Here is a 20,857-nt window from a genome sequence, read left to right on the forward strand (position 1 = left end):
TGACACCGTGGCCAATTCGGCGTTGTCGCCGTCGCGCAGAGCTTCTGCAAACCGGACAGCAAGGCCTACGCGTGGCCCCTCCACGATCGCTTCGAGCTCGCGTAACCGGGGCCCGCCCGTGCGGTCTCCGAACTGGGTGGCGGTCTGCAGGCAGATCACTTCTGCCGCGAATTGCCCCTTGGCTCCGGCCCTTTGAGCAGCCGACAACAAGACGGTGACCGCTTCACTGACGGCGCCCTGGCCCGCGGCCACCCACGCGCGGGCCAGGCTCCGCTCACAGTCCAGTGACCGAAACGGACGGCGCAGCTTGTCGAGTGCGGCAAGCTCGGCGGCTGCCTCGTTCGTGGAACCCAGGATTGCGAGGGCGGTCGAGCGTGGGAAGTCATAACGGTATCCCCAGCCGAGGGCATGGCCCGACGCGGACAACGCGACGGTTGCCTGCTGCAGCAACGAACAAGCGGTGTCCAGGCGACCCGCACCGAGCGCAGCCCGACCCGCCACGGCGGCACCGAGCAACTGCGCCGTCCCCGGAAGGTCGGCTGCCTGCTGGCGCATGCGCTCCGCCACATCAACGGCGTCGCCGACCTGGCCCGACAGCAGCAGTGCGCTGACGTGTGCATCCGCGATGTTGAACCTCATCTGCGGAGCGTCGAAAGACCGTGTCGCACCGGTGTATCCAGCCTCTGCGACCGCCACCGCTTCGGTGGTGTGCCCCCCGTCGGCGGCGATGACGGCGAGCGCCCAGGCGATCTCGGCGTCAACGACTGCGGGAAGGTTGTCCAATGCAAGGTCTTTCGACGCCTGCGTCGCCAAATCCGGCCGGTCCATCGCAAACCAGTAGACCGTGAGGAAGGCGTCGATATAGCTTCGCTCCTGTGGCGATGTGGTACGCGAAGCATCGTCGATGAGTTCTTTCGCCCGCGCGGGGTCGGTCAGCATCCACAACATGTTGCTGGCCCGTAGGAACGCGAATCTGGCACGGTCGACGTCGGTCAACTGGCCGGTGTGAATCTCGGCGAGCACCGTATCGGCCTCCTCGCCACGGCCGAGCCACGAGAGGGCGTGCGCGCGAACCAAGTTCGCCTCCGGTCCCGCTCCGGCAAGGATTGCCGCCTCCGCGAGTCGATCGGCGAGTTGTAGATCAGCCAGCCACACCGCGCCGTTGGCTGCCCTGACGAGCAGGTCGACGTCGGGTGTGAGGTCGGAGTCAAGACTCAATGTGGCGCGGCGCACCACGACCTGGACATCGTCGCGGTTATCGGATGCGGCCAGTTCGCCGACGACCAGTCCTCGCAGCCGTCTCAGCCGTGTGGGTGCCGCGCGGTTTCTGCGCACCTCGCCGTAAAGCGGATGTGCCACCCGCACCTCCACACCGCCGACGACGGGCTCAAGTGTGATGAGGCCACGAGTGTCCGCCTCCTCCACCGCCGCAGGATCGGTCATGCGCGTCAAGGTCGGCAGTTCGATCGGCTCCCCGATGGCCAGCGCGTCGATGACATCGGCAACAGGCGCGGGTAGGTCCCCGATGCGGGATTCGATCAGCTCAACCAGACCAGGCGCCACAATCGGATCATCGATCCACCGCCAGAACCCCTGCTGCTCTACGAGCCGGCCATCGGCCACCTCCTGCTCGACGATATTGCGCAGATACAAAGCGTTACCGCGAGTCAGCGTCCAAAGCCGCTGAGCGGCATCCCGATCCACCGATGCGCCCAAGGTGGCCGACAACAGCGTGGTGGTTTCATCGAGCGACAGGGGCGCAAGATCGAGCCGCTCGAACTCGCCTCCCCGCCAAATTGCCTGTACCGCAGCGGGAATAGCCTCGCCGTCGCGCACGGTGAGCACACTCTTCGCGGCGCCACGCTGCACAATCTGCTCCACAACGAATGTCGACAGATCATCGAGCAGGTGCACGTCATCGACAGCGACCACCACCGGGGCGCCTGCGGGTGCGGCCGTCAGCGACTCGATAACCCCGTGGACCAACTGAACGGTGTCGGTGACACCCGACTGTGCCCACGCGGTGAAAGCGCCCAGCGGAACCGCCCGCGCGGCGGTTGTGCCGACCGCCCAACGGCTTTCGTATCCCCGAGACGCGGCGGCCGACAATGCCTCACGGGCGATTCGGCTCTTTCCAACACCTGCTGCGCCACAGATCACGATTCCGGATGCGTCGGAAGCCAAGATGGCGGCCTCGATAGCACGCATCTCTTCCGACCGCCCGGTCAGTGGCCATGACAACCGCATCCTCACGGGCCTTGCACGATCGTGATCGTCGTCCACGCGCCGACGTGTATGCGGTCGCCGTCGTTCAGCGGCGTTTCTTCGCCGTTCGGCAGGAATTGTTCGCTGTCGTTGAGGGTGGTCCCGTTGGTCGATCCGAGATCGGTGACGGTAAGACCGGAATCGCGGATCCGCACCACCGCGTGTTGTGTCGACACACCGCGGTCCACCGGATGGATGCCGAGATCGATCTCGGGTTCCACGCCCTGGTCGTGATGGTGCCTTCCGATCACGATGGTGTTTTTGTCCAGTCGGATTCGGCGTTCCGGGAAGTACTTCGGAAAGTCGACTGTGTCGGGGCCGCCGCGGGCGAGCACGCGTTGATAGAACTCTCGATCGGCTGCGACGACTGCGGTCCATCCGACCCCCGCTGCGGCCGGTTTCGCGGGCGGTGCCGGTTCGGGCAGGGCCGAGTCGTGTCCGCACGCTTCGCAAAAGCGGCCGCTCATGGGCGCTTCGCACGCGGGGCATTCCTTCACTTCTGGCGCAGGCGCCTGCGCGGGTTGGGCCGCCGATGGTGCGATCGGGGCCCCGCACACGTCGCAGTAGTCCTCGGCTGTCGAGAGGTGCCCTTCGACGCACGTTGGCATCAGGTCTCCTTCCGCACTCGCGCGGTTCTGGTCGATCGCGCGTCGAGGGCCATCTCGTCGGCGGCCGCGACGTCGCGTCGCAGCTGAACCGTGCCGGTACGCTCGTCGACCTCGACCACGCCTTTGAGGAGTTTGGCCGTTCCGTCATTGCCCGATTCCAGGGCGAGTTCCAGCGCGCGCCGCAACTTGGCGGTCGCGGTCTTCACGTCCCCGGCCTTGCGTGCGCTCAACCCTTCCTGGACCGCTTGGGCCAGCTCGGCCTGGCCGGTGTAGTGCGCCACCCGGCGGCTGATCTGCGCAGACAACGCCGTGTCGGCGGTCCACACCGCCTTCACCAACCCCTCGCCCAGAACCTGGTCACCCGCAACGACACTCACCCGCGCGGCGAGCTTCTCGCGTCCGACCGCTGCGGGTTCGATCTCGACTTGAATGTGGTAATCGCGGTCTTCGGCGCCCCAGGAGCCCAGCGGGTATTCCCCGATCTGATTTCCCGACTCGACACGACGGTGGGACAGGTCTTCGACGGTCGGCGCGACTTGTTTGACGAACACGACGCGGGCGCCCGCCGGTGTCCACAGGCGCAAGGTCACGTCGGCGATCGACTTGCCCATCGACGTGCGCATCATCGCCGCGAAATCCTCTGCGAGATCGGCGGGATCGGCGACGATGTCTACGGTGCCCAATAGCGCCGACGAGATGGCGCGCAGCTCCTCGACGTGCCAGTCGGTTCCCACTCCTCGGCAGTCACAGGTGAATTCACCTTCGCTGAGCCCGATTTCCTCTCCCAACTCTTCGGGAGTTTCGTGCTCGTCCTTACCGTCGGTGAGCAGGATTGCGTGGATCAGGGCTCCCGGGTGCGCCACCACGATTCCGCGGACGTGCGCGAGCCAAGTGCCCATCGCGGTTCCGCCGTGCGGCCGCAGCCCGTCGACGGCGCGCTTCGCCGCCGCCTTGGTCGACGCGCTCGCCGGCGTCGGCCATCCGTCTTCTGGGTAGACGGCGGCAGCCTTTTCGGTGCCGGCGACGATCGTGAAATATGTGCCGTCGACGAGTTCGTCGATGGCGGCCGCGGTTGCATGCTTTGCCGCATCGAACTTTTCAATCGGCGCCTGCATCGACGTCGAGCAATCGATGATGATGGCCTCGACCCGGTCCGTCGGTGTGGCCGCCGCGGCGACGTCGTTTTCTGCGGTGATGCTGACGATCGCGTCGACCGTCCCGGCGCCCTCGGCGAGATACGGATTGTGGTCGAGATCAACAGAAATGGCCTGCTGTTCAGCCGAATTCATGGAGATCTCCGATCGGGACTATCGCGACGGTGATGTTGTCTTGGCCGCCGGCCCGTATCGCATGCTCGACGAGCGCACGCGATGCCGCGGTCGTGTCGAGACCCCTGCAGAGTTGTGCGATATCGGCAGCGTCGGGCAGGTAGTTCCAGAGGCCGTCACTGCATACCAACAGCCAACCCCGGCTATCCGGCGTGATCGTTTGCACGCTCGATTCCGCCCACGGCTTCGCGTCGCTGTCAGCGCCGAGCCAACGCGTCAACGTGTGTGCGCCACGTTGCACGGCTTCAGAGTCAGCCGCGGCGCCGGCGGTGATCAACTCCTGAGCCAGGGAATCGTCGACGGTCAGCTGTTGTGGCGGCGCGGGCGGTGCGGGAAGCCAATATGCCCTACTGTCACCAACATTGCCGACCGTGATCTGCACCTGTCCGGCGTGGGTAGGGACCACTGCTGCCGCGGTATAGGTACATGACGGCGCGACGGCTGGATCGTTGCCCGCCTTTGCGGTGGCTGCAGCCTTCGCCGCGCCGGCCAGACCGGCCAACATGGCCGCGCGCCCTTTGCGGGCCGCGGCGAGCGCGGTGAGCATCGAATCCACACCGGCGTTTGCAGCGGCGACCGCGGCCATGTGCGCATCATCGGATGTCGACACTCCGTCGCAGACGGCAACGGCGATCGCGTACGGCCGCCCGGTGTCGTTGCTGAGGACGATACCGGCCGCGGCGGCGTCCTCGTTGCGGGAGTGTTCAAGACCGCGGTCGGTGATCACCACGACGCCGTCGAGAACCGCCTCGTCGCGGTCGGGGTCGGCGCGACGATGGCCGCACACCGTGCAGTATCCGTCGGTGTACGTCGCGTTGCCGCAGTCGGAGCACGGCCCCTGTTCCGATCGTTCGGATCGCGGTACGGCGACTCGGCGGACCTCTGCCAACGGCGCACCGCAGTTCTCACAGAACCGGTCGGTGCCCTCCACCACGCCTGCGCATTGAGGGCATGCCGTCTGCTGGTCGGTCATAGCCGCGTCCTCGGCCGGATCGCATTTGCGTTCTCCACCAACGCGATGCGCTCCCACATGTCGGTCACCTCGTGCGCCAGGTCTCGGTAGCAGCGCTCCATTCCGGTCCGCACGCCGGGCTCGTCGAAGGAGACCCCGAGCAGCCGCGTGGCCTTGGGCTTGTTCCCCGCCCGCAGCCAGCTCAACGCGGCGCCGAGCACCATCAGCTGAATCCTCGCCCGTTTTCTAGCCGATTCCAGCGTCAGTGCTGTGGCGCGCTTGCCGGCATCGAGCAGCGTCTGCTCGTCCAGGTCCTCGGGGGGCCGGCCGTCGAGCAGGATCTCGATCGCCGTCGTCGCCGCAGCGGTGAAATGAGCCGACGCGGTGGGGACCTCGTCAAGGGCCGCGATCGCGCCGGGCCGGTCTCCCGCTCGCGCGCGCTGCCGGGCGAGCCCGAATGCGGCGCTGACGTAGTTGTGGTCTGTGCGCCAGACTGTCTCGTAATAGCGCGTTGCGGCCGTCCGCTCGTCGCGCATTTCGGCGGTGGCGGCGATCGCCAGCTTCGGGGGGAGCTCGCCGGGTAACACGGACAGCACCGCATCGAAATCGGTTGCTGCCTTGTCGAATTCGCCTTCGAGAAGCGCGCACTGTCCGCCGTACCAATTCAGCCGCCAGTCTCCGGACATCACCGCATTCAAATCGGCAAGCCGCTTACGGGCGTCTTTGGGAGCACCGATCTCGAGCGACGCGCGGACCAGTCGCAGCGGGACCTCGACGGACGAACTGTGGCCTCGGAGCTCACCGCCCCCGGCCCGATAGAGCACGTGTTCGAGTTGAGCGATCGGCGTGCCGCTCGTGGTCGCCAGCACCGCCGCACCGGGATCTTCGGAATTGACCACGGGCACAGGCAGTGCCGCGATCACATCGGCAGGATCCGACGGTACGTCCCGACCTGTGCAATAGACCGCGCGCTGCGGGCTGAAGTAGGTCGAAAACCGGGGTCGTTCGGTGTCACCGTCGGCCGCCGCGAGCTCGTGCAGCACGCCGGTCAGTTGGTCGGCCATCTCCGCCATGGACGAGAATCGCCGCTCCGGTTCGTAGTCGGTGGCGCGCACGATCGCGCGGTACAACGATTCATGCTCCGCCAGTACCGGTACGGTCTCGGGTCCGGGTAGCTGCTCGACGAATCGTCCGTGCTCTTGAGGAACATCCATCACGAGGACGGCGAGCGTCCGTCCGACCGTGTACACGTCGCTGGCGACGGTCGGGCCGGTGTGGGCGATTTCGGGCGCCTGGTAGCCCACGGTCCCGTAGATCGAGCTTTCCGTATCGTCCATCGCGATGACCGCGCCCAGGTCGATCAGCTTGAGCTGCTCATCGGCCTGTATCACGTTGTCGGGTTTGAAGTCGCAGTAGGCGAGTCCTTCCGAGTGCAGGTAATCCAGCGCGGGTGCGATCTCGATGATGTAGGCGACGGCCTGGTCCGGGGAGAGGGGACCGTTTCGGGCTTTGCGTATCTGCTTCAGCGACTGTCCGCCGACATACTCCATGACGATGTAGCCGACGGGGACACCTGCGGAGTCGACATGTTCGACGAAGTTGTAGATCCGGACGATGTTGGGATGTTCCACTTCGGCGAGAGCGAGGACTTCAGCAGCCGCCGCGGCCATCGCGTCGGCATCGCTGGAATTGATGAGGCCCTTCAGGACCACCCACCGGTTGTGCACGTTGCGGTCGATCGCCAGGTAGATCCAGCCGAGGCCACCGTGTGCGATGCAGCCCTGGACTTCGTACTGCCCGCCGACGAGGTCGCCTCGAGAAAGCTTGGGAACGAACGAGTATCGCGTTCCGCAATGAGTGCAGAAGCCCTCCCGGCGCCCGCGTTGACCGTCGCTTCCACGCCCGACAGGTTTGTGGCATTCGGAGTTGCCGCAGAAACGATGACTTTCCGGCACCTGCGGGTCGGTCAGGATCGCGGTGGCTGGATCGACCTTCGGTATCCGCGGTATCTCGACGATTCCCGCGCCGAGTCGGCCGCGAGAGCTGGCCGAGCTGGATGAGCCGGTGCGGGCCGTTGGCGCCGATCTCGCGGTCGGAGTGCTGGGCGGCGTCGCGGCCGTCGGCTCTTGCGGCGCAGCAGCGGTGGTGGGCGCGGTCCCGCACACATCGCAGTAGCCGTCGACGATCGTCCCGGCGCAGCCCGGTTCGGCGCAGGTCATGTTGCGTTATCCCGCTTCTTGACGATCAGCTGCTGGTAGTCCGCGATCGCGCGAGTCACAGCGCGTAGGTCGCACGGCCGTCGCGACAGCAGTCCGGCAGCGATCCGATTGGACGCCAATAGGTCTGGATCCTCTCCGAGTCCGAGCCGGGCCGCCTTGGCTTGGTACGCCGTCAGCCGTCCCTTGAGTTCGCTTCGGCGGTCGAGCAGGCCCTGCGCAAGTTCCTCGTCTTCACGCGCAACCTGCAGTGCCGCTTCGATTCGGCGCTGCAGCGACAGCAACGCCGCGGGGTCCGGTGCGGTGATCGATTGAAGCTCTTCGCGCAGGGGCGACTCGGCGTCGGTGTGCACTGGGATCGGGCCGGCCACCACCGCTTCTTCGGCGTGCGTGCGCGTCTGTGCTGCACGCTGAATTGCCTCCCGCAGTGCGTCAAGCTGGGACGTGGTCGTGGCGAGGGCAGCGGACCAATTGGCTTTCAGCGCAGCGAGGTCGGCGAATTCACGCGATTGCCGGTCGATACTGTCCGCAATGATGCGGATGCGCGTCTCGACATCGCTCGTCGTCAAGGAGAGCGGATCGGTTGCGGAAACCGCCAACAGCTCGACTAGCTCCTTCGGGCCGGCCGTGCCGGCCTCGTCGAGTCGTTGTTGTGACGGGCCGAGTTGTTCCGCGATCAGCGAGTTGATCCCGTCGACCGCGTCGAGGAACTCGATAACGGCGGGATAGGTGTCGCGCATCCGCTCGGCTGTGTCGGCGAGACCGACATACTCGACGGCTTCGCCGGGGCCGCTGATTTGACGCTGCCCCAATGGGATTCGCTCGCGCGACACCTCCAGCGCACGCTCGCGCAGCAGGCGCGTCAATTCAGCGCGGTCGTCGTCGTCGGGTTTCGAGCGGCGCGCCCGCAACGTCTGCGCGGATTCCACGATCGACGTCATCCGCGCCAAGTCGTCCCACAGTTGTGCCAGCGATGTCTCTATCACCGCCCACCGCTGTGCGGTTATGCCGATTGGCGGATAACGACGCACGTGTGCGAGCCCGGGGTGGTTGTCCAGCTCCACCAGCGTCGTCGACATTGACGCGACTTCCTTTTCGCGGGAGGCGAGTTCGCGGTCGATCTCGTCGGTGGTCAGCACGGCCATGGTCAATCCTGGTACTTCGCCGTCGGCGGGCCCGGTGATGGTCCCAGGCTTTGCAGGTGGGCGTCATAGAGCCGCTCCCACGTTCCGTCGTGGCGTATCCGTTCGAGAACTCCATTGACGAATCGGACCAGGTCGTCGTTCTCCTTCTTGACGCCCACACCGTACGGCTCGACGCTCATGTCGGGACCGACCACATCGACGGTCGGGTCCTGCTTTTCAAGACCCTTCAGCACTACATCGTCGGTGCTGATTGCGTCGACCTGTCCCTGTTGGAGCAGGACCAGGCAGTCGGTCCAGGTGCTCACACCGAGCAGCGTCGGTCTGGGGTTCAGCTCATACAACCTCGACAGTGAGGTGGTGCCCGACACCGCACACACCCGCTTGCCCGAAAGCGCGGCGGGAGAATCGATTCCCGAACCCTTTACGGCGAGAATGCGTTGGTGGGCGGTGTAGTAAACCGTGGAGAAGTCCACTTTCTGTTTGCGGTCGCAGGTAATTGTGTAGGTACGGACCACGAGGTCGACCAAACCCTTTTGCAAGAAGGATTCCCGTTGGGTCGCATCGACGACCCGGAATTGGATGCGGTTTGGATCGCCGAAGATGGCGCGGGCGATCTCTCGGGCGAGGTCGATGTCGAAGCCCTCAGGCTGGCCCGAGGCAGGGTTGCGAGAGCCGAAGAAATACGTGTTCTGGTCGACGCCGACGACAAGTCGACCGCGCTCGGCGATCGCCGCCATCGGCGAACCCTGCGGCATGGCGCCCGGAGATGGCAGTGGACCGGGGCGCAGGCTGGCCTCCGGATCGCAGTCGGTGCTTACCGGATCCGGGGCGGAGGTGACTGGCTGCGTACCGGACGGCAACACCTCGACCGGCGTGACCGTCACAGGCGCCGGCGCGGCCGAGGATTCACAACCGGCGACAACGAACACAATTGCCAGCAGCGCCAGCGCAATTCGCGCTCTCACAGGAACTCCTTGAGCCGTGGCCACAAACCGACGACAGCCACCACCGCGGCGACCACCATCAGCGCGAGCGTCCCTGTGGGACTCCACGCCAACTCGGCGCCCGCAGAGGCAACCCGATCGCGCAGCGTGGCGCGGGTTTGTTGGATCTCGTTGCGCAGGCTGGCTTCGACGGCGGCAAATTGCGCTGCCGAACCGTCCGGCTCGGGACCGATCGCTTGGGCAACAGCAGCGGAGTAGTCGCCGCCCTCGTAGGCCTGTACCTGCTTGCGGTGACTGGCAGTCCATTTCGTGACGGCATCTTCGGCGGCCGGCGACCCCGCGTCGAGCAGCTTGGTCAGTTGTTCGATGCGGCTGTTGAACGACTGTTCACGGGCCGTGATGTCACCACGCTCGATCAGCTGCAGGTTCTCGTCGGTCCGGGCTTGCTGCGCGAGGATGCGAGCCTCCGCCAGGTGCCCGAACCTCGCGGTGCCGTCTGTTCGGCTGGTCTCGATGTTGCCTGCAGCCAAGCGGGTGACCACGATGATCCACCCGATAACCAGCAACGCCGCGGCGGCGGTGACGATGAGCCCCAAATTGAATTGGCGGTTCGTGCGGCGGACAAGGATCACGGAGCCGACAACAATCGCGGCCAGGACGATCCCCAGCAGCACGAGACCGATCGTCGGCACCGAACCGACGGCGCGCTGATGAACGTTGAGCGTCTCCAGATTCTCGGAGTAGATCTTCTGTGCACTCGGAAGCAGCGAGGTCTGCATCAATGCCGACGCTTCCCTCAAATACGCGGAGCCGATCACGAAGCCCTGCCGATTGTTCATCCGCGCCGACTCGACCAACCCGGTGTACGCAGCCAGCTTCGCGGACATATCCGCCACAGCGGTGCGGGTTTCTGTATCGGTGGTCCCCGCGGTCACATCCGTCAGTGCCGACGCGGCGTCGGCGAGGGCTTGCCTGTAGCGCGCCTGCACCGGGACCGTTTCGATCCCGCCGGAAAGGAACGCTGATGCGGCGGCGGCGTCGGCGGCCGAGAGCGCGGCGTACAGATTCTGCGCGGAGTAGGCGAGCGGCTCGGAGCGGTCAAGAACGGCGTTGTGCTCGGCGATTCGCCCGTCGAGCTGCCCGCCACAGACCAGCCCGGCAATCACGCAGAAGGCCGCGACGACGACCGCGATGATGCCGACGACTCCGGGCGTGGTGCGGGCGATACGTCGTACCCACGCCACTAGACCCCCCGTGTCCAGCGTGGGCGCAGACTCCATGTCGTTCAGCCCTCCCGACGAGATCGTAATCGCGAGAGGGGCTGCTCGTATCAGTGTCTGGATACTTAAGATGCAGGTTGGGGCGCCGCCGGGGGTACTGAGGAGCGCTCAGGATGTGGTGTTTACTTCGCTCGAGAGGCGACGCGCAGCGAAGTCGGCGGCTTGGACTGTCAGGCCGTTGACCGCGTAGAGAGTGTGTGCGCCGTTGTCGTTCCCGCCCGGTGAGCAGATCGGGTCCTCGGGGATACACAGGTCGGTGGTCTTCGCCGCGTACAGCGGACCGACTGCGATCGGCGGCGCGGACGTGTTGATCGTCTGTAAGAAGCCGCTCGAGGGCTTACCGAACAAGGCGACCGCGGCGACATGGTTGGCCACCGAGGCCGGCATCGGCCCGGTGATGCCGGCCGGCAGAGTGAAACCAGGAGGGACCGCGTCCTCGGTGATGTAGCCGATCACGGCCGCACCTTGGGAGTATCCGCCGAGCACCATCTTGGTGTTCGGACAGGTCGCAGCGATGTCGCGAACCTTGTTGCTCGCGTCGATCACACCGTCAGCCGCCGTGGCGAAATCGAGCGACGCGGGGTAGTTCACCGGATACACGTCGACCGACTTTCCCGCGGCGAGTGTTCGCAGCGAGTCGACGAACGCCTCTCCGGTCGAGCCGATACCAGGCGGCTCGAACGTGCCGCGCGCGAACACCACCTCGACGTCCGGGCATGGCGCGGCGGATGCGATAGGAATGCCAGGGCCTAGCAGGGCTGAACTCATGAGCACCACTGCACCGATTAGACGACTGACAAACATCCCGACCCCGCCTTGAATATGGTTCCTGACGCTCTGCTGGGCCTCACGCTCGCTTCGCGCGATCTTGTAACTACCCAAGCTATGCGACGGGCAAACCACGTCGGGCGGGTTTGCGTGGCATGGGTCGGCCGACTACAGCCCGCCGCACCGCGATGGAGCCAAGATCGGGGACCACGGCGGGCAATCCGCCGGTAGAGGCTGCGGCGGAGGAGGCGTGTAAGGCGGCAGAGGAGGTGGAGGTGCAACCGCATGCGGAACGCCATGCCACGGATAGATGAAACTGGGGTCGACGTCGACGACGCCCTCGGAGTTCCAGTACCAGTCGTGGCAGATGTTCCAGTCCCATGAGATGACCTGGCTGCCCGGAATCAGTGGGTCGCCGGGGCACCAATGCGTGCAGGTCAGCCCGCCCGGACAGTTCCCGCCTTGGTAGCTGGGGCCATCTGCTTGAGCAGTTCCTGCGGCCAGGCCAAGAGCGGCCAGACCGAGACCACCAGACAGCGCGACGGCAGTTGCGAACCGCGAAACTCGGTTCATGGTCGGTTCCTTTCATGACGCGCCACCCGCTGGCGTTGGTAGTTGTCAGTACAGACCGTGGGTGTGGCTACCGATCCCAAAAACGATGCCGTCCTATGCCCACAGCTCAAGGCTCAAGCCTGGATGGGGAGTTCCTCGCCTTGCTGGGCGGTGCCGACTTGCCGCCTCTAGCTTGAGGTTTCGGCCAATGCACCGAATTCGAGCCGGGCCACGGATAGCCTGGATGCATGTCGGAGGGGCGGCCGACTTCGGGGACAGTCATCAGGCTGGCTTGGTGCTGCCTGCTGGCCGGAGTGGTGGCGGCGGGGCTGATGTTCCCTATGGTCGGCGGCATCGGGCTGATATCCAATCGGGCCGCGGACGTGGTCGCAAACGGCTCGGCGCAACTCATCGAGGGTGACGTACCGCAGGTGTCGACGATGGTCGATACCGAAGGCAACCCGATTGCATGGATCTACACCCAGCGCCGGTTCGAAGTCGCAACCGATCAGATCGCGAACACGATGAAGCTGGCGATCGTCTCGATCGAGGACAAGAGGTTCGCCGAGCACAACGGTGTGGACTGGCCGGGCACGCTGACCGGGCTGACGGGCTATCTGCGGGGCGACCTCGACACCCGCGGCGGTTCGACGATCGAGCAGCAGTACGTCAAGAATTATCAGTTGCTGGTGACGGCACAGACCGACGCCGAGAGGCGGGCCGCTGTCGCGGTGACGCCGGCACGCAAGCTTCGTGAGATCCGGATGGCGCTGACACTCGACAAGACGTTCAGCAAGGCCGAGATCCTGACCCGCTACCTCAACTTGGTGTTCTTCGGCAACGGCGCATTCGGCATCCAGGACGCCGCGCAGACCTACTTCGGCATCGACGCCTCGCAGCTGAACTGGCAGCAGGCCGCGCTGCTGGCGGGAGTCGTGCAGTCGACGAGTCTGCTCGACCCCTACACCAATCCGCAAGGTGCGCTCGACCGGCGAAATGTCGTGTTGGACACGATGATCGAGAATTTGCCCAAGTATGCCGACGAGTTGCGCGCCGCCAAGGCCCAGGCCTTGGGTGTGCTCCCGCATCCGAACGAGCTTCCGGGTGGCTGCATCGCCGCGGGTGATCGCGGATTTTTTTGCGACTACGTGCTCGACTACCTGGCGCGGGCCGGCATCAACAAGGAGCAAGTGGCCCGCGGCGGCTATCTGATTCGCACGACGCTGGAGCCGAAAGTGCAGGCGTCGGTCAAGTCGGCGATCGACAATGTCGCCAGCCCAACGCTCGACAGCGTCGCGAGCGTGATGAGCATGATCAAGCCCGGCAAGGATGCGCATCGAGTGATGGCGATGGCGAGCAACCGGACGTATGGGCTCAACGACGACGCCCACGAGACGATGCAGCCACTGCCGTTCTCGCTCGTCGGTGATGGGGCGGGCTCGATCTACAAGATCTTCACCACGGCGGCAGCACTCGACATGGGCATGGGCATCAACGCGCAGTTGCAGGTGCCGGGCTCATTCCAGGCCAGGGGTCTCGGTAGCAGCGAGGCGCCCGGTTGCCCCAAGGAGACATGGTGTGTGAAGAACGCCGGGAATTACCGGGGCTCACTGAATGTCACCGACGCGCTGGCCACCTCCCCGAACACGGCGTTCGCCAAGTTGATTCAACAGGTGGGGGTTACCCGCGCCGTCGATATGGCGGTGCGGCTTGGGCTGCGGTCCTACGCGCTTCCGGGAACGGCCCGCGCCTACGACCCGGAGAGTAACGAGAGCCTGGCGGATTTCATCAAGCGGCAGAACATGGGCTCGTTCACTCTGGGTCCGTTCCAGCTCAATGCGCTCGAGCTTTCGAATGTGGCCGCGACGCTGGCGTCGGGCGGCGTGTGGTGTCCGCCGAGCCCGATCGACAAGATATTCGACCGCCACGGCAAGGAGGTTTCGTTCGACAGTCAGCCCTGCGACCAGGCGGTGCCCGAGGGGTTGGCGAACACGTTCGCGAACGCATTGAGCAAGGACAGTCAAAGCCCGGGCACCGCGGCCGGCTCGGCAGCGTCGGTGGGCTGGACTCTGCCGATGTCGGGCAAGACCGGCACCACCGAGTCGCATCGGTCGGCGGGCTTCGTGGGGTTCACGAATCAGTACGCAGGGGCGGTATACGTCTTCGACGACTCCAACGATCCGGCCGGAATCTGTTCATTTCCATTGCGCAAGTGCTACGGCGGCGACCTGTACGGCGGAAGCGAGCCCGCCCGCACGTGGTTCGAGGCGATGAAGCCGATCGCAGGCGATTTCGGCGATGTGCATCTTCCGCCGACGGATCCGCGATACGTGGAGGGAGCGCCGGGCGGCCGCGTGCCCAGTGTGACCGGGCTGAAGGTGGATGCGGCGCGACAGCGGTTGAGGGAGGCCGGTTTTCAGGTCGCCGACCAAACCACGCCGGTGAGCAGTGGCTCGCCGTATGGAGCGGTGGTCGGGACGACGCCGAGCGGTCAGACCATTCCGGGCTCGATCATCACGATCAACATCAGCAACGGCGTTCCGCCGCCACCGCCGCCACCGCCGGAACCTCCGCCGGGCGAACCGCCAGCCCCTCCCACGGTGGGCATGACGGTGGTCGAGATCCCGGGGCTGCCGCCGATCACGGTGCCGCTGCTGGGACCGCCGCCGCCTGCAGAACCACCGCCACCACCGCCACCACCGCCACCGTGATAGGCGTGTTCAGCGGCGTGGATGTCGGGCGACTCTGACGCGCGTGGAGCAGATCAACAATCCGCCGCCCACACCGAAGGACGCGACGAACGCGGCCGAGGACCAGCGCGATCAGATCGCCGACGAGACGTAATTGCGTCTGCGGCCAGTCGAAGGAATGCCCGGCTTAAGTCAGGTACTCCCAGCCGAATTCGATCAGCAGCATGTCGTGCCATTCCTCTCCCGGCGGCGCCGCCCACCCGAGTAGACGCGCCCTACCGATACAGTGCCGCGTCACCCCGACGTGCGAGAAGAACTTTCGGATGGCTGTTCCATTGGCTTTGTCGGCCGCGAAGACCGACAACACCGTGGTGCCGCTCGGTATCGATCCCTTCACCTTGCGGAATACGGCGTCGTCGCTGATCACCGAGTTCCTTGACGCCAGCTTGGCCACGAGACCAGTGAGGTCCGCTTCATACCCGCTGGGGAATGTGTCGATGATGCGGGCGGTCGTCGACCGGGCTTCGTCGACCAGCCGGGCCGAAGTGATCGCGTGATACGACGGGTTGCCCATCAGATTGATGTAGTGCCAGGCCGGATTTCCGCCGAGCGCCAGCGTTGAGAAGCTCTCTGGCTTACTGGTGAAGCTGTTCCCTCCGGGAGAGACGACGTAGGCGACGATGTGACAGCTCGATCTGAGCGCCTTGATTCGGTCCAGCGTCGGCTTGAGGGTGCCGTATAGGCAGTCGTAGATGGCGACGACTTCGAGCCGGTCCACAGGGACCAGGCTCTTTGAAATGGTTCCGTGAAAACCTAGGTAGCCCGTGCTGAAGGCGCCGCACATTGTGATGCTGTACGGGATCAACTTGCCGTACTGATCCGAGATGATGCTTTCGATGGTGGAGACCGTGATGCCGATTCCCCACCGGTTGTTGGCGGTCAGTCTCTTTTTCTCGGAAGGCTTTGCGGGATTCCAGAACTCGATCTCGTACTTCGGTTCGATGCCCGGAATCACGATCAGCAATGTCGGATCCGCGTTGTTCTCGACGGCTCCGCAGACGCCGTGTCGGTAGTACTCACTCCCCGTACCGAACAGGAGCTTGACTCGAAGCGTCGGTTGGTCGGGTTTTGACCCGCTCAGCGCGCGTGCCGCACTGGAGAAGAACGCGGTATATGAAACGTCGTGTTTCCAGCCGGCGATAGTGGGATCGATTCCGCCGCCCTTCGGCAGCATTCGCTGGTGCGGCAGAGGGTTTGTGGCGCTCCGGGACTTGACGGCGTGCTTGTTGGTGAAGCCGTCGAACATCTCGATGGTTCCCGAGCCCGGTACGTCGTTGCCTTTACTGTCCAACTTGATTTGGGTGACGCTGCGGGTGACGGCGGTCGATGACCGGTCGGCGGTAAAGAACGCGTCGCTGTTCAGTGCGCGCGGTGAACCCGCAAGGCGTGCTGTCTCGGGGTCCATTCCCGCAAACCTGTTGCCAGAGCCTCGGACTCAGATCTGTTGACCGGTGGCCGGGTCGTAGGTCACCTCGACGGCGACCACCTGGTCGGTCGGCAGTACTTCGAGCCATTGATCGAAGATCTCGAACGGCTCGGCAGGCCTGAAGCCGCCTTCGAGGGGATCGAACCCTGTTTCGAAGACCTTCTCGGTTGCCAGCGTGTTCTGCATATCGGTGTTGCCCTTCTGGAGAGCTGACGCCAGAAGCTGCAGGACCTCGCCGACTGTCTTGCCTTGATAGTTGTCCGGGTCACCGGGCTGCGCCGGGTACGGAAGGCCAAGTCCTGCTTCACCTTCGACGTTCGCTTTGGCCAGCCAGTCCAGGGCTTCGAGTTCATGCCCTGGTCGTATCGGCAGTACAGCTTTGACCCATGCGGCATTGAGAAATTGATTTCGCCGCGCGTCGCCGTCGATCTGTATCAGCCAACCGAGCGAGCTGCCGAGCGGCGCGGGCACGCTGTCTTGGGTGATCGGATAGTTGATGCGGTATTCGTCAGTGGCCGTCCGATCCGGTGCCAGCGCGTTGTTCTTCGATGTGTGTGAGTACCAACTGACGACGGATTCACCCGCGAGCGGATCGGCCGTCTTCTCTTGCTGAGTAGGCGGGGCCGGCACGGGATAGTGACCGACAGTAGTTGCCGAGACTGGCGGGATGTTGACATCCCCCGGGCGCCAGTAGTCAGGGGCGACGAAGTACAGCATCTCGTCGACATCGAAGATCTGCCGCAACAATTCGGAGCCGAGATGGGGATCTTCGAAGAGCTTCAGCCGTCGAATGAGGCTGCCATAGACGAGTTGGCGCTCCTCTCGACGAAGATCCTCTGCGGGCCGAGGCTGTATGCCGCTGACGGCCTTCACCCGATCACGCACCGCGGTGGCGTAGGCCAAGCGCTGCACTTCAGCCACTTGCGCGTTGTAATCGGCCATGTCCCTGTCGTATTGGGCGTGGACTTCATCCGTTGCCGGTGGCTGCCAGGTCAGGCTGAACTCGAGCTGGATAGGACTCTTGTCGCCGGTGTTGAGCTTGTCGACGAACATGGTGAAGCGACCCGTATTCCGGTCCGCCATCGCGGGGTCGTTCAGGTCGATCGGCAGCTGCGGCAGGAATGCCACGTTTTGGCCTTGGCTTTTCGCGGCAACCAGCCGCACCGCCGACAGTGTGTAGCCGGGTCCGGGCGGGACAGGATTGAATTGCTTCGAGGCAACGATGTGCCGCGCGTTGTCATGGTCGCGAATGTTGGGTGCGTTGTGGTCATGCAACACGAATTCCTGATTGATCTCCGGCGGATCCTGAGTGCCCGGAAATTTCATGATCGGGAACGTGTCGTTGAAGGTTGTGTCCTTGGGCACCAAGGGCGGCGGCGGCTCAGGTTTCTTGATCGATGTGAGGTCCGGCGCAGGCACTATGTCGATCAACTCTCCGAGCCCAAGCAGTTTGCCGGGCTGATCCATGAATGTCTGCCAGCTCAGTTTCGTGCCCACGTGCTGCATCTGGACACCGACTTTGCGCATCTTCCTGCGAAGCTCGTAATTGACCAATCGCGTCGTCGGATTCGAGATCGTATAGCGGCGGCTGGTCGTATCGGTCGCCTCGGTCACGGTCTTGAAGGTTGTCTTGAAGTTTCGAATGATCTCGCTACTGACCTTCGAACTCTGGGTCCGGCTCCGTTTGTGGGTGTCTTCTGAGCTCCTTTTTGTCGCGTTCGTGACGCTGTAACTCGTGCTGGCGTCGGCGTGGTAGAAACCAGCGAACTTGCCACCCGCCGTCGCGCTGGCGCCAAGCTTTTGGTCATTCGCATTCTCTTGTTTGACCGCGTCAGCGAGATCGTCCTGGTCGGTCAGACTCTCCTCGGTCTTACGAGTGGTTTGTTCGGACTGCTCGGCCGTCCGTTCGGTCGTCGTGCGACGTGTACTGCTCTCGACCACCTCCACCGTGCCGCCGGGGGAGAGCCAGATGTGACCTGTGGGAGCTCCAAGGAAGGTGTCGAACTCGAAGAAGTATTGCCGGAACAGTTGCACCAGCCCCACTGGCGACAACACCGCCTGTGCGTCGGCTGCATCGAATGTCGCGGCGAGCAGCTTGAGTGGTGGTGCGGCCAAGTCCCGAGCGTCGTCACCGATGAACATTTCGTCAGCGAGGTGGTCGACATGTTCGGTCGTCAGAGCGGCGACGCGTTGGGTGTTGCTACGGCCGAACCAGCCGGCAAGGGGTTGATAAACGCCGAGTTCTTCACTGGCATAAGGCAACTCGCCGTCGAATCTGCGCGGCGGCTTTGGGGTCGACGGCGCGCCGGGGTGATCCGGTATCACCAATACTTGACCCGGAAATATCCGATCCGGGTCGGGAATGCTGTTCGCTTGGGCAATGGCCGGAAACAGTGTCGCGTCACCGTAGAAGCGCAGTGCGATCGCCGACAGTGTGTCGCCCGAGACAACGGTGTAGGTGCGCACGTTGGTCGGCACCGGCGTGCCGGGTCGATCTGGTATGACCAACTGCTGACCGACTGAGATGTGGTCGGGGTCGGTGATCCCGTTTGCCTGCGCGATGATCGGGAACAATGTGGCGTCACCGTAGAAGCGCTCCGCGATCGCCGACAGCGTGTCACCCGCCGCGACCGTGTAGTTCATTGCCATTGCCCGCCTCCTCGAGATAGGCCATTGATTGGCCTGATAGCAAGGTATTTGGCATCGACGGGTGGACACACGAGTAGCTGACTACTTGTTTCCTACGAAAGCACCCTCGTAGTTCAGCGCTCAGACCGGGTGCGCTACTCGCAACTGCGGGCAAGTGCTTCCAGACTCTGGCCACGGGCGAAGAGCCGGACCGTCAGGGCAGCGACGACAGTCGCGATCGCCGACGTGGTCATGAGATGAAATAGTCGGTCTTCGCCCGTTCAGGACGATTGGCCTGTTGGCGTATCGGCGTCGAACGGTAGTCTCGCCCGTTGCCGAGTGGAGCCCCCTATCGGGATTGAACCGATGACCGCTCGCTTACAAGGCGAGTGCTCTACCACTGAGCTAAGGAGGCCTGCGGGCCCCGAGTTTATCGGGTCACTCGTCGACGTCGATAACCCGCTGCGATGTCACCGGCCGGGTCGACGATCGCCCGCGCGGCCGGCGGCCCGGGAACGGGATGCGGTCGGCGATGGTGCTCAACGGGTTCACGACCTGACTCAGCGTGATCACCGCCTCGCGCAACGCCTCGATCGTCGGCTCCAGCGCTTCCAACCCTGGCGTCAGCCGATTCAACGTGTCCGCCACCGAAGCCAGCTGCTCCAGCGGACCATTGCGCGCGGTCAACGTGTCGATCACGCCGCCTTCGGCCAACAACCGCTCGGCCACACCATCTTCAGCCAGCACCCGCTCGATCAATCCGTCGTCGTCCAGCAACCGGTCGACCAGCCCGCCCGGCTCCAGGGCACGCATCAACCCGCTGTCTTCCTGCGTCAGCCGATCCAGCACTCCGCCCGGCGCCGTCAACCGATCCACCAGTCCGCCGGGCTGCAACAACCGATCCACCGGCCCGTCCGGCGCCAGCGCCCGGCCCAGCGGCTGATCTTCGTTCATCAACCTGGCCAGGCGATTCGCCCGTTCGACGGCGTCGTCGATGCCGAGAATGTGTGCCACCGAACCCGACCCCGACCTGGCCCGGCCCAACGCGCTGTTGGCGATGTCGAGGCCGGCGTCGGCAACGGCAAGCCCCACCCGCACCGGTGCGGTGGCCAGATCCGTCAGCGTTTTGCCGAGGTTCATGACCTCAGTCTATGGGCGTCGGGGCGGCGGACCCGCCGCTTGGGCGTAGTGCCTGGAATTAAACTCACAGGAAGCACACAGGCTTCTTGCAGCATGGTTCCAAGTGAAGTCGTGGACATTAGCGAGATGGCGATGGCTGCACTACCCGAGAACACCACCGAGGCGCGGGTCCTCGTCGTCGACGACGAGACCAATATCGTCGAGCTCCTCTCAGTGAGCCTGAAGTTTCAAGGATTCGAGGTTCACACCGCCTCCAATGGCCCCGCCGCCCTGGACAAGGCACGCGAGGTGCGCCCGGACGCGGTGATCCTCGACGTGATGATGCCCGGCATGGACGGCTTCGGGCTGCTTCGCCGGCTGCGCGCCGACGGCATCGACGCGCCCGCGCTGTTCCTGACTGCCCGCGACTCGCTGCAGGACAAGATCGCCGGCCTGACGCTCGGCGGCGACGACTACGTCACCAAGCCGTTTTCCCTGGAAGAGGTCGTCGCGCGGCTCCGGGTGATCCTCCGGCGCGCCGGCCGCGGTGTCGAAGAGCAGCGCACCTCGCGACTCACCTTCGCCGACATCGAACTCGACGAAGACACCCACGAAGTCTGGAAGGCCGGCCAGCCCGTTTCGCTGTCGCCGACCGAGTTCACTCTGCTGCGCTACTTCATCATCAACGCCGGCACCGTGCTGTCCAAGCCCAAGATCCTCGACCACGTGTGGCGCTACGACTTCGGTGGCGACGTCAACGTCGTCGAATCCTATGTCTCCTACCTGCGCCGCAAGATCGACACCGGCGAGAAGCGACTGCTGCACACACTGCGGGGCGTTGGCTACGTCCTGCGTGAACCGAGGTAGCTTCTGGCG

The 20,857-nt window shown here is 64.6% G+C and carries 14 protein-coding genes, 1 tRNA gene and 1 pseudogene; 2 read left to right on the top strand and 14 right to left on the bottom strand.

Annotated elements, in window-relative coordinates; all coding sequences use genetic code 11:
- From VJV41_RS16315 to VJV41_RS16360, 10 genes are all read right to left on the bottom strand, one after another.
- The coding region (locus tag VJV41_RS16315) for an AAA family ATPase (protein ID WP_325335490.1) at positions 1–2,247 on the bottom strand (2,247 nt) is incomplete at its 3' end.
- Between the two features lie 2 nt (positions 2,248–2,249).
- On the bottom strand, positions 2,250–2,873 hold the full coding sequence (locus VJV41_RS16320) for an FHA domain-containing protein (protein ID WP_325335492.1): 624 nt from the start codon (positions 2,871–2,873) through the stop codon (positions 2,250–2,252).
- Positions 2,873–4,162 (bottom strand): VWA domain-containing protein, encoded by a 1,290-nt coding sequence (locus tag VJV41_RS16325; RefSeq protein WP_325335494.1) that lies wholly within the window; start codon positions 4,160–4,162, stop codon positions 2,873–2,875. Before VJV41_RS16325 ends, VJV41_RS16320 begins: the two co-directional genes overlap by 1 nt.
- On the bottom strand, positions 4,149–5,174 hold the full coding sequence (locus VJV41_RS16330; protein WP_325335496.1) for a protein serine/threonine phosphatase 2C family protein: 1,026 nt from the start codon (positions 5,172–5,174) through the stop codon (positions 4,149–4,151). Before VJV41_RS16330 ends, VJV41_RS16325 begins: the two co-directional genes overlap by 14 nt.
- Entirely contained in the window at positions 5,171–7,372 is a 2,202-nt protein-coding gene (locus VJV41_RS16335) for a serine/threonine-protein kinase (protein WP_325335498.1), read from the bottom strand. Before VJV41_RS16335 ends, VJV41_RS16330 begins: the two co-directional genes overlap by 4 nt.
- A complete protein-coding gene (locus VJV41_RS16340) occupies positions 7,369–8,514 on the bottom strand; it encodes a hypothetical protein (RefSeq protein WP_325335500.1) in 1,146 nt (381 codons plus the stop codon). The genes VJV41_RS16335 and VJV41_RS16340 overlap by 4 nt, the downstream gene beginning before the upstream one ends.
- 2 nt (positions 8,515–8,516) lie before the next feature.
- Complete coding sequence (locus tag VJV41_RS16345; protein WP_325335501.1) at positions 8,517–9,479, bottom strand: glutamate ABC transporter substrate-binding protein; 963 nt, start codon at positions 9,477–9,479, stop codon at positions 8,517–8,519.
- Positions 9,476–10,738 carry a hypothetical protein gene (locus VJV41_RS16350; RefSeq protein WP_325335503.1) on the bottom strand — a complete coding sequence of 421 codons (1,263 nt, stop codon included), beginning with the start codon at positions 10,736–10,738 and terminating at the stop codon, positions 9,476–9,478. Before VJV41_RS16350 ends, VJV41_RS16345 begins: the two co-directional genes overlap by 4 nt.
- 108 nt (positions 10,739–10,846) lie before the next feature.
- Positions 10,847–11,506, bottom strand: coding sequence for a cutinase family protein (locus VJV41_RS16355; RefSeq protein WP_325335505.1), 660 nt, complete (start codon positions 11,504–11,506; stop codon positions 10,847–10,849).
- A gap of 168 nt (positions 11,507–11,674) precedes the next feature.
- Complete coding sequence (locus tag VJV41_RS16360; RefSeq protein WP_325335507.1) at positions 11,675–12,079, bottom strand: hypothetical protein; 405 nt, start codon at positions 12,077–12,079, stop codon at positions 11,675–11,677.
- Between the two features lie 227 nt (positions 12,080–12,306).
- Here VJV41_RS16360 and ponA2 point away from each other — a divergent pair, with 227 nt between their 5' ends.
- Positions 12,307–14,769: a transglycosylase/D,D-transpeptidase PonA2 gene (gene ponA2, locus VJV41_RS16365; RefSeq protein WP_325335508.1), complete on the top strand. Its 2,463-nt coding sequence runs from the start codon at positions 12,307–12,309 to the stop codon at positions 14,767–14,769.
- 166 nt (positions 14,770–14,935) lie between these two features.
- Here ponA2 and VJV41_RS16370 read toward each other — a convergent pair whose 3' ends face one another.
- From VJV41_RS16370 to VJV41_RS16385, 4 genes and pseudogenes are all read right to left on the bottom strand, one after another.
- On the bottom strand, positions 14,936–16,213 hold the full coding sequence (locus VJV41_RS16370) for a hypothetical protein (protein WP_325335509.1): 1,278 nt from the start codon (positions 16,211–16,213) through the stop codon (positions 14,936–14,938).
- Between the two features lie 2,340 nt (positions 16,214–18,553).
- Positions 18,554–18,883 (bottom strand): annotated as a pseudogene (locus tag VJV41_RS16375) (LysM peptidoglycan-binding domain-containing protein); the annotation flags it as partial.
- A 319-nt stretch (positions 18,884–19,202) separates the two neighbouring features.
- Positions 19,203–19,277, bottom strand: a tRNA-Thr gene (locus VJV41_RS16380).
- A 23-nt stretch (positions 19,278–19,300) separates the two neighbouring features.
- The gene (locus VJV41_RS16385) at positions 19,301–20,002 is read right to left on the bottom strand and encodes a hypothetical protein (RefSeq protein WP_325335510.1); all 702 of its coding nucleotides are present in this window, start codon (positions 20,000–20,002) and stop codon (positions 19,301–19,303) included.
- A gap of 126 nt (positions 20,003–20,128) precedes the next feature.
- On the opposite strand from VJV41_RS16385, the gene VJV41_RS16390 reads away from it, so the two are divergent.
- A complete protein-coding gene (locus tag VJV41_RS16390) occupies positions 20,129–20,848 on the top strand; it encodes a response regulator transcription factor (RefSeq protein WP_325335658.1) in 720 nt (239 codons plus the stop codon).
- The last annotated feature ends 9 nt before the right edge of the window (positions 20,849–20,857 follow it).

Source organism: Mycobacterium sp., from assembly GCF_035274705.1.
Classification (GTDB): Bacteria; Actinomycetota; Actinomycetes; order Mycobacteriales; family Mycobacteriaceae; genus Mycobacterium.